Below are 14900 nucleotides of genomic sequence, written 5' to 3' on the forward strand. Positions count from 1 at the left end.
CTCTAAGTTGCCTTTCGTTTTGGGCCGCTCTTGAATGCACACAGCACTACAGAATTGCTACTCCTGTAAACGTCTCCCAAACCCACCGTTCCCACCCACCCCCACCACTAACCTTTGCGTCGCCCTAGTCGCCGCCACATAAAACACCCGCGCCGCTTCCTTCTCATCCTCCCCCGGCGCAGGCATATGCCCCACACCGGGTAGCGCCACCACCGGGAACTCCAAGCCCTTGCTCACCTTCATGGTCATTACCTGAATGGCGTCGGCTCCGGGTCTGAAGTCGCCTGACTTCTTGCGTACGTTGAAGGGCAGCTTGCGTTGCCCCAGTGCGTTGGCGCACAGGTCCATGGTGAAGTAGTCGTGGCACAGGATGGCCATGTCACCCCAGGCGTGGCCCTCTTGGTGGGCGTTGCCCAATTCGTCTGCAATGGCAAATGCTTCTTCCCGCAGGCTGGGCAGGCGGATGATGAGTGGGGCAGGGCCTTCGCGCCCGCAGCTGATGGGTTTGACCAGTGGTATGCCGTCGTCGTCTTTGTCTTCCGCTGTCAGCAGGTCGGCGGCAACCAGGCTGGCGGTTTGCAGTATCTGTTTGGTGTTGCGGTAGTTGATCTTCAGCATGGTGGTGCGGCCCTGCGCCTGTATGCCCACGCTCTTGAAGCTGAACTGTTTGGAGCGTGAGCGCTCGTAAATGCTTTGCGCGTCGTCGTACAGCACCAGCAGGCTGTTGGTGGTGGGGTCCACCATTTGCGTGACCAGCTTGAGCCACTCGGGTGCGAAGTCGTGGCCCTCGTCAATCATCACCGCTTGGTATTGGCCGCTGGGTATCTGGCTGCGGTCCACTGCGCGGATGACGCGCTCCACCAGCTCTTCAGAAAACCTAGGGCCTTGCGGCGGCATGGCTTGGCCGGAGTATTTGAGCTGGTCGTAGCACCATTTGTGAAAGTGCCGCACATGCACTTTGCCTCCCAAGCCCTTGGCCTGCATCACGCTGTGAAGCTTGACGCCCAGAGGCTCGTTGAAGCAGAGTATGAGGATGGGTTTGCTGGTGGGCGTGCTGGCCTGGGCCAAGTATTCGGCTCGATAGCCCAGGATCATGGTTTTGCCCGAACCCGCCACGCCGTGGATGACGCGGTGGCCTTCGCCCAAAGAGCGGGCCAGTTGCTCTTGCTGCAGGTCCATCACCCGCATGATGCTGGGCAGTTCGGCCTCTTCGTCGTTGTCGTCAAACAGCGTGTCTTGTGCCTGCACCCGCACTTGGGGAAACATGATCCAGCGCACGCGGTCCATCTGCGGCAGGCTCATCACGCCGCGCATCATGAAAGGGAACATGTCCCACAGCCTGCTTTGCAGCACTTCGGCTTCCACGCTTTCCAGCATTTCGTCTTGGCACACGACGCGGTGGGGTTCTATGGCGCGGTTCAGTTCTGCCGCAGCAAACTGCTTGCGCGTGATGTTGGTAAACACCACGCCGTAGCTCCAGGGGAAAGCCAGCTTGCCTGCGTGCGGGCCTTCGGGGTGAACCAATTGCTTGTCACGCTCCAGTGATCTGACCACCTGGTGCGCATATTGGCGCGCTTGCTCCAGCGGGTTGATGACGGTCTTGGGGCCGTTGTCGCCCATGATTTCCCAGGTTTGCTTGTCGGCTTGCAGGATGGTGCTGGGCTTCCAGTCTTTCACCTCCAGCACCAGAATGCCGCGGCGCGGGTGCATGATGCAAAAGTCGGGGTGGGTGTTGCGCGGCCCCATGGGCACGTCGTACCAGAGCAGGTAATCGTCATCGAGCTTGCTTTCCAGCCGCTCAGCCAGCCTGCGCTCGCCGCTGGTCATGCGCGCGATGCACGAGCCCAATGAAGGTATGAGAGTTGCCATCCCAGAGTCGCTTCCCTTGTTATGGGTGTTTTTATGCGCCCATCATGCTGGCAAAGGCGCGCCATGGCTATAGAAAATCGACGGATGTTGGGTTTTGTGAACGAGAGTTTTGATTTGCCTCTAAAGCGTCGGCAACACATCCCGCACATGCTCCGCAAACGCCCCGGCCAGCGGCGTTGGCTTCCCGCCCACAAACGCAATGCCGATGCTGAGCATGGGTAGCTCGGGCAGGCCCGCTTCGGGCGTGAGGATCTGCAGGTCCGGCGGCACGGCGCAGCGGGTGAGGACGGCGATGGCCGAGCCGGAGCGCACCACGGCGGTGAGGCCGGTGAGGCTGCCGCTGGCATAGGCCACGCGGTAGCGGCGGCCTTGCGCCTCCAGGCCTTCGCGGGCGGCGCGGTTGTCGATGACGTCGGGGTCTGACAGGGCCAAGGGCAGCGGGTCCCAGTCGCGTGGGTCCACGCCCGGGCTGGCTACCCACACCAGGGGTTCGCGCCGCAGGGCGGGCAGCATGCCGGGCTCGGGCGCATCACCCCAGCGGGCCGATACCAGTGCCAAGTCCAGCGCGCGGGTGGCCAGCCGTTCACGCAGGCGGGGCGTGCTGGCACACACCACGTCCACCCGCGCCAGCGGATGCAGCCGCGCAAAGCCGCTCAGCAAATGCGGCAGAAAGGCGGCGGCATAGTCGTCGGGGCAGCCCACGGCCAGCGCGCCGGCCAGGCCTGTGCCGGCCAGGTCGGCCAGCGCCTCGTCGTGCTGGTGGAGGATGCGCCGGGCGTGCACCAGCAGGCGCTCGCCCTGGCTGGTCAGCCGCACGCCGCGGCCCGTGCGGTGCAGCAGGGTTTGGCCGCAGGTGGATTCGAGGCGCTGCATCTGCATGCTCAGGGCAGATTGGGTGCGCCCCACGCGCGCAGCGGCACCGCCCAGCGTGCCGCCTTGGGCCACGGCGGCAAAACTGCGCAGCAGGTCAATGTCCAGGGAGGTGCTCACGGTATCAGCCTAATTGATTGCAGGCATTAAAACTATTCGATTTACTGAAACCATGCAAGTGCCTACAGTGCTTCTCAACCTGTCTTTCCCAACCTTTTGCCAAGGAGCTCCGAACATGTCACGCAACGAAGACCCCGCTTTCTGGAACCGCGCACGCCAACATCTGGTGCGCTATGGCGGCAGCTTTGCCCCGGTGATCATCGAGCGCGCTGCCGGCAGCTATGTGTATGACGCGGACGACCGGCCCATCCTGGACTTCACCTCTGGCCAGATGAGCGCGGTGCTAGGGCACTGCCACCCCGAGATCAGCGCGGTGATTGCGGACTATGCGCACCGCCTGGAGCATCTGTTCAGCGGCATGCTGTCGCGCCCGGTGGTGGACCTGGCCACCCGCTTGTCTGAAGTGGCGCCGGGCAATCTGGAGCGCAGCCTGCTGTTGACCACGGGTGCCGAGTCCAACGAGGCCGCCATCCGCGTGGCCAAGCTGGTCACGGGCAAGTTCGAGGTGGTGGGCTTTGCCCAGTCCTGGCACGGCATGACGGGCGGTGCAGCGGCGGCCACCTACAGCGCAGGGCGGCGAGGCGTGGGGCCGGCAGCGGTGGGATCGCTGGCCATCAACGCACCGTTTGCTTACCGGCCGCGCTTCTTTGATGCCAGTGGCGCCTACGACTGGAAGGGCGAGCTGGACTATGGCTTTGACCTGGTGGACCGCCAGTCGTGTGGCAGCCTGGCGGCTTTCATTGCCGAGCCCATCCTCAGCTCGGGCGGCATCATCGATCTGCCTGTGGGTTACATGGCGGCGCTCAAGAAGAAGTGCGAAGAGCGCGGCATGTTGCTGATCCTGGACGAAGCGCAGACCGGCGTGGGCCGCACCGGCACCATGTTCGCCTGCGAGCGCGACGGCGTGGTGCCCGACATCCTGACACTGTCCAAGACCCTGGGCGCGGGCCTGCCGCTGGCGGCCATCGTGACCACTGCCGAGATAGAAGAGAAGGCGTACGAGCGCGGCTACCTGTTCTACACCACACACGTCTCCGACCCGCTGCCTGCGGCCATCGGCCTGAAAGTTTTGGAGATCGTGCAGCGCGAACAACTCGCCGAGCGCGCCAAGGTCGCCGGCGCACGTCTGGCCAATGGCCTGCGCGCGCTGCAGGAGCGCTACGACTGCATCGGCGACGTGCGTGGGCGCGGGCTGCTGCTGGGCATGGAGATCGTCAAGGACCGCGCCAGCAAGGAACCCGCCGACGGCCTGGGAGCCACCATCACCCGTGAGTGCATGTTGCTGGGCCTGTCGATGAACGTGGTGCAGTTGCCCGGCATGGGCGGCGTCTTCCGCATTGCGCCGCCGCTGACGGTGAGCGATGCGGAAATCGACCAGGGGCTGGATCTGCTGGGGCGGGCGATTGCGAAGTGTGTAGCGCGGTAGGTACAAGCAATCCTTCGCTACGGGGCGAAGCATTTCTGATTTGGGGAGCCGACACTTGTGTGTGTTCACCCATTCAGAAAGTTTGCAATGACCATCACCTGCTTCATCCGCTACGAGATAGACCCGTCCAAGAAAGCGCTGTTCAAGACCTATGCCGACAACTGGGCGCGGATCATCCCGCGCTGCGGCGGCCACCTCATTGGCTATTTCTTGCCCAACGAGGGGACCGATTACGAGGCATGGGGCCTGATTTCCTTTGCCAGTTTGAGTGCCTATGAAGCCTACCGGGCGCGTTTGAGGAGCGATGAGGAGGGCAAGGCGAATTTTGAATTTGCGCAGCGCGAGCGGTTCATCCTGAAAGAAGAGAGAACCTTTCCGCTGGTGGTGGATTCGAGCTACCTGCGCGCCCCCACGGGGTTTGTGGAGGCCGTGTGATTGCAGTCATTTTTGAAGTCACCCCGCTGCAGGGCATGGAGCAGCGGTACTTTGACATTGCCGTGGAGCTGCGGGAGAGCCTGCAGGACATCGACGGCTTTGTATCGGTGGAGCGCTTTCAAAGCCTGACCCGGCCCGGCACCTATTTGTCCTTGAGCTACTGGCGCGATGAGGAGGCAGTGCGTACTTGGCGCAGCCAAACCAACCACCGGGTCGGGCAGGCCGAGGGCAGGGCGCGGGTGTTTGCCGACTATCGCATCCGGGTGGCGCAGGTGGTGCGGGACTACACTCAAACCGTGCGCGATCAAGCGCCGCACGATTCCAATATGGCACTGCATGTGAAGGAGTAAGCCGGGTGCAACAACGAAGTGCGGGAGCGCCCCATGAGCCCAAGCTGGCCAGTGTCGCGGCGGTGATTGCCGATGCAACGCGGGCACGCATGCTGTGCTACCTGCTCGCCGGGGAATACGCCAGCGCTGGCGAGTTGGCGCGTGCAGCATCTGTTACTGCAGCCACCGCGAGCGCACATCTGGCCAAACTCATGGATGCGGAGTTGCTGGTGTGCGAGCGGCGCGGGCGCCATCGCTATTACAAGCTGGCAGACGACGAAGTGGCCCATGCGCTGGAAGCGGTGGCCCTGATCGCGGAGCGGCGCACCCATCTGGCCGCGTGGGCGAGTCCGACGCGGGCCCGGCTGCAATGGGCTCGCTGCTGCTATGGGCACCTCGCCGGGCGGCTGGGCGTAGAGCTGTTTTCTCAGTTGTTGGTAAAAGATTGGCTGGTTGCGGCGCAAGAGGGTTATCTGCTCACCGACCAGGGAAGAGCCGGCTTGCATGTTCTGGGCATGGATGGGGATGCCCTGGACATGAGGCCCGTTGGACAGCGCGGTGTTGCGTACCGTTGCCTGGACTGGTCTGAACGCAGAGACCACATCGCCGGCAAATTGCCCAGAAAAATGCTGGAGCATTTCTTGCACAGGGGATGGTTGCGTCGTTACGACGGAGAACGGGCGCTGCAGGTCACGCCATTGGGTCACAAGCACCTCGCCGGCCTGCTTCCCTCCTTGGGTCATCTCTAGAAGAAATGGGTTGCACGATGGGGTTGACCCTGACGTAACGTAAGGGTTGATACTCCGCGCTCAGCGGGCCTGGGTCACAGGCCGGCACAACCAGGAGCCTTGCAGTGCTACTCAAAGTGGGAGAACTGGCCCGTCGCACGGGCCTGACGGTGCGCACCTTGCACCACTACGACGCCATCGACCTGTTGCGTCCGTCGGCCCGGTCCGAGGCCGACTACCGGCTTTACAACCAAACTGACGTGGCACGCCTGCACGCGATCCAGGCGCTACGGCATCTGGGGCTGTCGCTGGCCGACGTCAAGACCATGCTCAAGCGGGATGGTGAAGGGCTGAGCGAGACCATCGCCCGCCAGATCCGCGCCTTGGGCCATGAGATCGAACAGGCCAATGAGTTGCGCGAGCGGCTGCGGTTGCTGCAGGAACGGTTGGACGCTGGCGCGGCGCCGGACATGGGCGACTGGCTGTCCACGCTGGCGTTGATGAATACCTATTCCAAATACTTCAGCGCGGCGGAAATCAAACGCATCCTGGACAACCGCAAGGCCCAAAGCGCCGCGTGGGAGCCCTTGATTGCCGAGGTCCGGGTGGCCATGCGCAAGGGGCTGCGCGCCGATGACCCCGCCACCCAATCCCTGGCATTGCGCTGGATGAACCTGACGCTGTCGATGATGGATGACAACTTTTCGCTGATCGAGCGATGGGGGCAGATGGTCAGCACCGAGCCCAAGGCTCAGTTCAAGCACGGTCCCGGCCCGGAGGTGGTGGCGTTCATCACGGCCGCAATCGGCCTGCGCATGGCAGCCATGCGGCGTCACCTGACCCAGGAGGAGCTGCACACGCTGCGGACCGTACCGGACAGTGCCATCCGCGTGCTGGTGCAGCAGGCCCACGCGTTGCAAGACAGCCACGCTGACCTGCGTAGCCCGCAGGCAAGGGCATTTGTGGCACAGTGGGAGCAGGTGATGCTGGACCTGTGTGCGGGCAACGCGGTGGTGCTGCGCAAGTTCATGGCAGCGTATTACGCCGAGCCCATCCTGCGAGCTGCCACGGTGTTTGATGACACCACCATTGGCGTACTGCAGCGTGCGCTTTCGGCACAGAACCATGCATTTGCACAACCCTGTGCACAAAGTGCTTGACCCTTACGCAGCGTGAGGCCGGAGCATCCGGGGTTTCTGGACTTTGAACCACTGGATGCATATGAACACTTCTCCTCCGGTTGCGCCTGGCGCTTCGCTGTTTCGCGACCCCAACTTCCTCTGGCTGATGGCCGGATCTTTTGTCACGCTGCTTGGCGACCAGTTCACCCTGGTCGCCTTGCCTTGGTTGGTGTTGCGCATGACGCAGGACACCTTGGTGCTGGGCACCGTGCTGGGTTTGCTCAGTTTGCCGCGTGCGCTGTTCATTCTGATTGGCGGCGCCGTGGTGGACAGGTTTTCGCCCAAGCGGTTGCTGATGGTCACCAAATATGCCAATGCCTTGCTGCTCGGCACGCTGACGTTTCTGGTGCTGGGCGGTGGCCTGGCGTTATGGAAGGTCTACGCGCTGGCGTTTGCCATCGGACTGGCGACGGCCTTCAGCATTCCGTCGGGAACGTCCATGCTGCCGCATGTGATGCCGCGCTCCCAACTGGCCGCGGCCAACGGCGTCATGATGGGTTTGCGCCAAGTGTCGATGTTTGTGGGGCCGTTGGTGGCGGCCCTGCTGATTGCGCTGTTTGGCAATCATCTGGACGCCGTGCAGGCAGGTGCCATCGTGGACGCGCAGGGTCTGGGCCTGGCTTTTGGGCTGGACGCACTGAGCTTTTTGCTATCTGCCTGGACTTTGGCCAAGGTGCGGTTGCGCGTCGTGGATGGTGCGACGGGACAGCAGGGGAAGGGCGATGAGTCGGTTTGGGCGGCTGTGCTCTCCGGCCTGCGCCACTTGCGCGACGACAGCGCCTTGCGGCTGTGCTTTATCTACTGGAGCGTGGTGGCCGTGTTGATCACGGGGCCGGTGCAAATTGCCATGCCGGTTCTGGTCAGCACCCGCAACCTGGGTGCAGCGGCGCTGGGTATCCTGCTCGGCGCACATGGGGGTGGAACATTGGTCGGCATGGCCCTGTCCGGCGCGCGCCCCGGCTGGCGCCTGGGCACCCTGGGCATGACGCTGTTGGCGGTGGATGGCGTGGTGGGGTTGTTGTTCATGCCCATGGGGATGATCACCTCCGCCTGGCAAGGTGCGGCGCTGTTGGCGCTCATCGGCATGCTGGGCGGCTTCATCCAGGTTTCCATCTTTACCTGGATCCAGGGGCGCACGCCGCCTGTGCTGATGGGGCGCGTGATGAGTGTGTTCATGTTCATCTTTCTGGGGCTGGCGCCGCTGGCGGGCGCAGTCACCGGTTGGCTGATGCGCTATGTCTCACCGGGTGTGCTGTTCACAGCGTGCGGCGGTCTGCTGGCATTTGTGGCGCTGATCGCGCTGGTGGCGTCTCCCCTGCGCCATGTCGTGGACGGGCCGCTTCGACCCATCAAGGCGTAATGCAGCGCCGATTTGTGGCGGAACGCGGCAACCGGGAGTGCCGTTGCCTCAGGACTGATTTGCCGCCAGCGCCCGCAACTTGTCTTTCTTGCTGGGACGTTTGCCTTTGATGCCGCCATCGCTGGGAGGTGCCAAGGGGCTTTCTTTGTCGGCTTGATCTTGAGCGGGCGGTGCAGGCTCAAAGCCGGGCACGGTTTCCATGGGCACTTCCAGGCCGTGGCGCTTTTCAATCAGGCGGAAGTGGGCCTCGCTGGCATACGGCACAAAGCTCACGGCCAACCCGGTTTCACCGGCGCGGCCGGTGCGGCCAATGCGGTGTGTGTAATCGGTCGCCGAGCGTGGCAGGTCGTAGTTGACCACCACTGGCAGCTCGGCAATGTCCAGCCCGCGTGAAGCCATATCGGTCGCGACGACCACCTTCAGGCGTGAAGCCTTGAAGTCCGACAGCACCTGGCTGCGCTTGCCCTGGCTCAGTTCGCCATGAAAGGGTTCTGCGTTGATACGTGCCTTGCGGAGCTTGTCGGCAACGATTTCCGCGGCGTGCTTGGTGGCCACGAACACCAGCACCCGTTGCCATTTGTTCGCGGTAATCAGATGCCGCAGCAACTGGGTACGGCTACCGGTGTCAACCCGTATGGCTTGCTGGCGGATGTCGGGCTTGGTTTCTTCGGTGGCGACGATGTTGATCTGCACCGGATCGTGCAACATGGTCGACGCCAGGACCGCAACTGGTGGCGCGAAGGTGGCCGAGAAGAACAGGTTTTGGCGCTTGGCGGGCAACAAGGCCAGCAATCGATGCAATTCGGCCTCAAAGCCCAGGTCGAGCAGGCGATCAGCCTCATCCAGCACCAGCATCTGAGTGGCACCCAGGTCCAGCGCGTTGTGCTGAACCAAGTCGAGCAGGCGACCCGGCGTAGCGACCACCACATCGGTGCCGGAGCGTAGAGCCAGCATTTGCCGATTGATGGACACGCCGCCAAACACCACGCTGATGCGGATGTCCTTGGGCAACTGGTTGGCCAGTGCGCGCAGCGCGTCACCAACCTGTACTGCCAGTTCCCGCGTGGGCACCAACACCAGTGCGCGTGCCATCCGCGGGTTCGGCGTTGGTTGGCTTTCCAGAATGTGCAGCATGGGCAGGCCAAAGGCCAGCGTCTTGCCGGAGCCGGTTTGCGCCTGGGCCATGGTGTCCCGGCCAGACAGTGCGGCTGGAATGGACAGGGATTGGACTGGAGTGGGGGTGATCAGGCCTTGGCGTTCGAGCGCGCGCAAGAGGGCGGGCGACAAGCCCAGCGAGGAAAAAGCCATGCAGTACGGCTTATTGCTCGGTCGTGGCGTTCACGGACTCAGATGGAACCCGACGGGCACCATCGAAGCGCCGGGTCCAGTACGAAGCACCCATGTCGTCAACACGGACCTCACCGCCCGGCTTGGGGGAATGGATGAATTTGCCATTGCCCACATAAATGCCCACGTGACTGAAGGCGCGGCGCATGGTGTTGAAGAAGACCAGATCGCCTGGCTTCAGGTCAGCCTTGTCGATTTTTTCGGTGGCGGCAGCCTGCTCGGAGGCGCGGCGCGGTAGCAGTAGGCCTTCGGTCTGCTTATAGATGGCGCGTACAAAGCCGCTGCAATCAAAGCCGGTTTCGGCACTGTTGCCGCCACGGCGGTAGGGCACGCCCAAGAACCCGAGAGCGCCGACTACCAGTTGTGAAGCCTTGGCTTCCACGCGGTTACCCACCTCGCCGATACGATCGAGCAGACCGACGTCACTGCGCACACGATTGCCATCATCAGGGGTATCGACGGGGGCGGCATGAGAAAGCGATGCCAAAAGCAAGGTGCAAAGCACCACCAGCAGGGTTAAAAAACGCATGGGGCGGAGCATACCTTGCCAGGGGGCTTAAGTCAAATGATGTAATACATTAATAAAGCGATGTAACTATTTGATATATATAAACAAAGTAAGAATCAAAATGTGCTTATTGTAAAGTTTGGTTACCATTGCCAGCGGCCGGGAGCAAAAGCGCCGTTCGGGCGGGCAGCTGTCTTTTTGGCGGGAATGCTGGTTATGCTTGCACTATCCGAAGACTGAAAGTTCCCTATGTTGCTAGATCTCGAATCCTCCCAACTGGTACTGATTGATTACCAGGACCGGCTGATGCCCGCGGTGCTGGATTCACAAGCTGTTTTGCAGAACGCCGTGCGCTTGACGCAGATGGCGGCAACCTTGCAAGTGCCATCTTTCTATACGGAGCAGAACCCGTCCAAATTAGGGGGCACCGCAGTGGAATTGCTGGACGCGCTCAAGCAGGCCCGTGCGCGTGCACTGGTCAAGATGCAATTCAGCGCGGTGGAAGAAGGCCTGGGCGAGTTGCTCAGGCCGCCGGCCAAACCGGTGCAGGGAAATGCCCGCAGCCTGCCCAAGCATCTGCAAAAACCGTCTGCCGCCGAACGCGACACTATCGTGTTGGCCGGCTGTGAAGCCCATGTGTGCCTGCTGCAAACGGCGCTGGACCTGCTGGAAGACGAATTTGACGTGTGGGTGGTGACCGACGCCTGTAGCTCGCGCACCGAGCGCAACCGCGACGCTGCCTTCGACCGGCTGGCTGGCGCCGGCGTGGAGCTGGTGACGACCGAGATGGTGGCCTTTGAGTGGCTGCGTAGCGCCGAGCACCCGGCGTTCAACCAAGTGCAGGGATTAATCAAGTAGGGCTACAGGCCATGTTGATTGAAACACTGACTGCTGCGAAAGATGCCGGACGCCTGTACGAAATAGCCGGAGTGCTGATCCGCCACGGCTTCGGCGATTTGGTCAGGCGCATGGGATTGGCCGATTGGCTGGAGCGGGCAGGGCACGCCGTGCGCTGGGAGACTGCGGCCGATTTGGCGCGTATTCCGCCGCCAGTACAAGTCCGTCTGGCCTTGGAAGAGTTGGGGCCGACTTTTGTGAAGCTGGGCCAGATACTGGCGGGCCGGGTGGACTTGCTGGGCCCTGACTGGATTGCCGAACTTGGCAAACTGCATAGCCAGGTGCCAGCCCTGCCGCTGGAGACGCTGCGCCCCCAACTGCGTGAGGATCTGGGGGGCGAACCCGAAGCGGTCTTTGCCTGGTTTGACCCGCAGCCGCTGGCGGCTGCTTCCATTGCGCAGGTACACCGGGCTCGGTTGGCGGATGGGACTGAAGTCATCGTCAAGATCCGTCGGCCAGGCATTGCAGAAGTCATTGAGGCTGACTTACGCTTGTTGGGTCATCTGGCGGGAATGGCCGAAGCCGAATTGCCATGGCTCAAGCCCTACCGCCCCCAATTGCTGATGCGCGAATTCGGCAAGTCCTTGCGGCAGGAGCTGGATCTTGCGGCCGAATGCCGCAATTCCGAGCGGATTGCGAACAACATGAAGGCCTTGCCCCACATCGTGATTCCGCGCGTGCACTGGCAGCACACCAACGCCCGCGTCAATGTGCAGGACTATATGGGAGGCGTTTCGGGCAGCCACCTGGAGCAACTGATTGCGCAAGATGGCTTCGATCGGTCCCAGCTGGCGCAGCGCGGTGCGCAGGCGGTGCTGAAGATGATCGTGCAGGACGGCCTGTTCCATGCCGATCCCCACCCAGGCAATGTGTTCTACCTGAACGGTAACCGCGTGGCATTTATCGACTTCGGCATGGTCGGGCGCCTGTCCGCGCGCCGTCGATCCGAGTTGCTGCAGCTTCTGTTGGGGCTGGTGGAGCGCGAGCCGCAGGCAGTTGCCGAAGTATTGCTGGACTGGGCTGGCGACGAGCATCAGGCCAATCTGAGCCAGCTCGAAAACGAGATTGAAACCTTCGTGGACCAGTACCATGGTTTGCCGCTGGCGGATCTGAGTCTGAGCCAGATGCTGGGCGACATCACGGCCATCCTGCGTTACAACCACCTGAGCTTGCCGTCTGATCTGGCGCTGCTGATCAAGGCGTTTGTTTCGCTGGAAAGCATGGGCCGCGGCCTGGATCCGGACTTTCACATGGCTGAGCAGGCCACGCCGCTGTTGCGACAGGTGGTGCGTGCCGGCTATAGCCCCAAGGCGGTCGCTACGCGGGGCTGGAAGATGCTGCGTCGTACCTTGGCGCTTGCCGAGCAGCTTCCGCACGACCTTTCCCAATTGCTACGCAACGCCCGCCGCGGTCGCCTGCAGGTCGGCATCGAGTTGGCCCATTTGAAGCGGGTGGGGGATCAGATCGACCGAGCCGCCAACCGGATATCCATGGCACTCGTGATTGCGTCACTCATCATTGGCTCATCGATTGTCATGACGGTGAAAGGTGGACCTACCATCTTTGGGTTACCCATGTTTGGATTTTTCGGTTTTGCCGGCGCTGTGTTGGGCGCGATCTGGCTGGTGCGCGCCATCTCGCGCAGTTCCAAGGTGGGCGGCGACGACTGATCGGATGCTGGCGGTGGGGCAAGTCAGCTTGCAGCAAGTTGCTTGCCCATAATTAAGAATTCAGTTTTCCCCGCAATACAAGGCTCCGGAGACCCGCACAATGACCGCATACGCAGACTTTCATCGCCGTTCCATCGTCGATAGGGACGGATTCTGGACCGAGCAGGCCCAATTGATCGACTGGCACAAGCCGTTTGACAAGGTCTGCGATTACAGCAATCCGCCGTTTGCACGGTGGTTCGCCGGTGGCCAGACCAATCTTTGCTACAACGCAGTGGACCGTCATCTGGCCATGCGCCCGGACCAGAACGCACTGGTCTTTGTCTCCACCGAAACGGATATTGAAAAGGCCTACAGCTTCCGTGAGCTGCACGCCGAGGTGCAGCGCATGGCTGCCATTCTCAAGTCTCTTGGCGTGAGCAAGGGGGACCGTGTACTGATCTACATGCCCATGATCGCCGAGGCCTGCTTTGCAATGCTGGCCTGCGCGCGCATTGGCGCCATTCACTCGGTGGTGTTCGGTGGCTTTGCCAGCCACAGCCTGGCCAGCCGTATTGAAGATGCCAAGCCGGTTGCCATCGTCAGCGCCGATGCAGGCATGCGCGGCGGCAAGGTGGTTCCCTACAAACACCTGCTGGACGAAGCCATTTCGCTGAGCAGCCACAAGCCAGCCAAGGTGCTCATGGTCAACCGCGGCCTGGCCGATTTCCCCAAGGTTGCCGGACGCGACGAAGATTACGCCTCACTGCGCGAAGCCAATCTGAATGTACAAGTGCCCTGCGAGTGGGTCGATTCCGACCACCCGAGCTACATCCTCTACACCAGCGGCACCACCGGCAAGCCCAAGGGCGTGCAACGCGACACCGCGGGTTATGCAGTAGCACTGGCTGCTAGCATGAAGCACATCTATATGGGCAACCCGGGAGAGACCTATTTCTCCACGTCCGATATCGGCTGGGTGGTGGGGCACAGCTATATCATTTACGGCCCGCTGATTGCCGGCATGGCAACCATCATGTACGAAGGCCTGCCCATCCGTCCCGACGCTGGCATCTGGTGGAAGCTGGTGGAAAAGTACAAGGTCAGCGTGATGTTCAGCGCGCCCACGGCGGCGCGCGTGCTCAAGAAGCAGGACCCGTCCTTCCTCACCAAATACGATCTGTCCAGCCTCAAGGCACTGTTCCTGGCGGGCGAACCGCTGGATGAGCCGACTGCGACCTGGATTTCGGGCGCCATCAACAAGCCCATCATCGACAACTACTGGCAAACCGAAACCGGCTGGCCCATCATGGCCATCTGCAATGGCGTTGAAAAAGCCCCGACCAAGTTTGGCTCCCCAGGCAAGGCCGTTTATGGCTACGACGTGCGTCTGATCGACGAGACCACGGGCGAGGAAATCAACGAAGCCAACAAGAAGGGCGTCATCGCCGTGGAAGGCCCGCTGCCTCCGGGCTGCCTGCAAACCATCTGGGGTGACGACGAACGCTTTGTCAAAACCTACTGGTCCAGCATCCACAACCGGGTGATGTACAGCACCTTCGACTGGGGTGTGAAGGACGAAGACGGCTACTTCTTCATCCTGGGCCGTACCGATGACGTGATCAACGTGGCGGGTCATCGCCTGGGCACCCGCGAGATTGAGGAAAGCATCAGCAGTCACGCCAATGTGGCCGAGGTGGCGGTGGTCGGCGTGGCGGATCAGCTCAAGGGCCAGGTGGCAGTGGCCTTCGTCGTGCTCAAGGACCCCAGTGTGGCGTCCGCCAGCGCCGACGCACTGAAGCTGGAAGGCGCCATTATGAAAGTGGTGGATGACCAGCTTGGTGCGGTAGCCCGCCCGGCGCGCGTGCGGTTCGTGCATGTGCTGCCCAAAACCCGCAGTGGCAAGCTGTTGCGCCGCGCCATTCAGGCCGTTTGCGAGGGTCGCGACCCTGGCGATCTGACCACCATGGAAGACCCTGGTGCACTGCAGCAAATCAAGGACTTGGTAGTCAGCTGACCGTCAGTCGTCGAGTAAAAGGCCGGTGAAGTGCAGCTATTTATACGAATCAGTGGCACAATCCAGTCCGCAACGAAGGTCCTTCCAATGCCACAGTCGCATCCGCCAATCGGTTCAGCCGTGTCGCGGAAGGTTAATAAACCAGCTTTAACCAGCTAATGTTC

General features: G+C 62.0%; 13 protein-coding genes. 9 read left to right on the forward strand and 4 right to left on the reverse strand.

All coding sequences use genetic code 11. The features are described from left to right. Positions 1–57: 57 nt before the first annotated feature. Entirely contained in the window at positions 58–1869 is a 1812-nt protein-coding gene (locus AC1RMF_RS04195) for a DEAD/DEAH box helicase (RefSeq protein ID WP_493139769.1), read from the reverse strand. A 120-nt stretch (positions 1870–1989) separates the two neighbouring features. Beyond that, positions 1990–2859 (reverse strand): LysR family transcriptional regulator, encoded by an 870-nt coding sequence (locus tag AC1RMF_RS04200; protein WP_493139771.1) that lies wholly within the window; start codon positions 2857–2859, stop codon positions 1990–1992. A gap of 115 nt (positions 2860–2974) precedes the next feature. On the opposite strand from AC1RMF_RS04200, the gene AC1RMF_RS04205 reads away from it, so the two are divergent. From AC1RMF_RS04205 to AC1RMF_RS04230, 6 genes are all read left to right on the forward strand, one after another. Next, the gene (locus AC1RMF_RS04205; RefSeq protein ID WP_493139773.1) at positions 2975–4285 is read left to right on the forward strand and encodes an aspartate aminotransferase family protein; all 1311 of its coding nucleotides are present in this window, start codon (positions 2975–2977) and stop codon (positions 4283–4285) included. 87 nt (positions 4286–4372) lie between these two features. Beyond that, positions 4373–4720, forward strand: a complete 348-nt coding sequence (locus AC1RMF_RS04210; RefSeq protein ID WP_493139776.1) for an NIPSNAP family protein — start codon at positions 4373–4375, stop codon at positions 4718–4720. Further along, positions 4717–5070, forward strand: a complete 354-nt coding sequence (locus AC1RMF_RS04215; RefSeq protein ID WP_493139778.1) for an antibiotic biosynthesis monooxygenase family protein — start codon at positions 4717–4719, stop codon at positions 5068–5070. Before AC1RMF_RS04210 ends, AC1RMF_RS04215 begins: the two co-directional genes overlap by 4 nt. 5 nt (positions 5071–5075) lie before the next feature. Beyond that, complete coding sequence (locus tag AC1RMF_RS04220; RefSeq protein ID WP_493139781.1) at positions 5076–5798, forward strand: ArsR/SmtB family transcription factor; 723 nt, start codon at positions 5076–5078, stop codon at positions 5796–5798. Positions 5799–5902: 104 nt separating this feature from the next. After that, positions 5903–6937: a MerR family transcriptional regulator gene (locus AC1RMF_RS04225; RefSeq protein ID WP_493139783.1), complete on the forward strand. Its 1035-nt coding sequence runs from the start codon at positions 5903–5905 to the stop codon at positions 6935–6937. A 61-nt stretch (positions 6938–6998) separates the two neighbouring features. Beyond that, positions 6999–8318 (forward strand): MFS transporter, encoded by a 1320-nt coding sequence (locus tag AC1RMF_RS04230; RefSeq protein WP_493139786.1) that lies wholly within the window; start codon positions 6999–7001, stop codon positions 8316–8318. Between the two features lie 48 nt (positions 8319–8366). On the opposite strand, the gene AC1RMF_RS04235 is transcribed toward AC1RMF_RS04230, so the two are convergent. Further along, positions 8367–9626, reverse strand: a complete 1260-nt coding sequence (locus AC1RMF_RS04235) for a DEAD/DEAH box helicase (RefSeq protein ID WP_493139788.1) — start codon at positions 9624–9626, stop codon at positions 8367–8369. 10 nt (positions 9627–9636) lie between these two features. After that, complete coding sequence (locus tag AC1RMF_RS04240) at positions 9637–10194, reverse strand: C40 family peptidase (protein ID WP_342617425.1); 558 nt, start codon at positions 10192–10194, stop codon at positions 9637–9639. 228 nt (positions 10195–10422) lie between these two features. Here AC1RMF_RS04240 and AC1RMF_RS04245 point away from each other — a divergent pair, with 228 nt between their 5' ends. The 3 genes from AC1RMF_RS04245 to AC1RMF_RS04255 are packed head-to-tail and all read left to right on the forward strand — an operon-like array spanning position 10423 to position 14736. Then, positions 10423–11031: an isochorismatase family protein gene (locus AC1RMF_RS04245; protein WP_342617426.1), complete on the forward strand. Its 609-nt coding sequence runs from the start codon at positions 10423–10425 to the stop codon at positions 11029–11031. Positions 11032–11042: 11 nt separating this feature from the next. Then, positions 11043–12740 carry an ABC1 kinase family protein gene (locus tag AC1RMF_RS04250; RefSeq protein WP_493139792.1) on the forward strand — a complete coding sequence of 566 codons (1698 nt, stop codon included), beginning with the start codon at positions 11043–11045 and terminating at the stop codon, positions 12738–12740. A gap of 58 nt (positions 12741–12798) precedes the next feature. Continuing rightward, positions 12799–14736 (forward strand): propionate--CoA ligase, encoded by a 1938-nt coding sequence (locus AC1RMF_RS04255; protein ID WP_493139938.1) that lies wholly within the window; start codon positions 12799–12801, stop codon positions 14734–14736. The last annotated feature ends 164 nt before the right edge of the window (positions 14737–14900 follow it).

Source organism: Rhodoferax sp. GW822-FHT04A08 (genome assembly GCF_058801025.1).

Excerpts from the sequence above, each read along its gene's own strand:
- AC1RMF_RS04235 (WP_493139788.1), bottom strand. The coding sequence starts at position 9,626 with ATGGCTTTTTCCTCGCTGGGCTTGTCGCCCGCCCTCTTGCGCGCGCTC.
- AC1RMF_RS04195 (WP_493139769.1), bottom strand. The coding sequence starts at position 1,869 with ATGGCAACTCTCATACCTTCATTGGGCTCGTGCATCGCGCGCATGACC.
- AC1RMF_RS04245 (WP_342617426.1), top strand. The coding sequence starts at position 10,423 with ATGTTGCTAGATCTCGAATCCTCCCAACTGGTACTGATTGATTACCAG.
- AC1RMF_RS04210 (WP_493139776.1), top strand. The coding sequence starts at position 4,373 with ATGACCATCACCTGCTTCATCCGCTACGAGATAGACCCGTCCAAGAAA.
- AC1RMF_RS04250 (WP_493139792.1), top strand. The coding sequence starts at position 11,043 with ATGTTGATTGAAACACTGACTGCTGCGAAAGATGCCGGACGCCTGTAC.
- AC1RMF_RS04205 (WP_493139773.1), top strand. The coding sequence starts at position 2,975 with ATGTCACGCAACGAAGACCCCGCTTTCTGGAACCGCGCACGCCAACAT.
- AC1RMF_RS04240 (WP_342617425.1), bottom strand. The coding sequence starts at position 10,194 with ATGCGTTTTTTAACCCTGCTGGTGGTGCTTTGCACCTTGCTTTTGGCA.
- AC1RMF_RS04230 (WP_493139786.1), top strand. The coding sequence starts at position 6,999 with ATGAACACTTCTCCTCCGGTTGCGCCTGGCGCTTCGCTGTTTCGCGAC.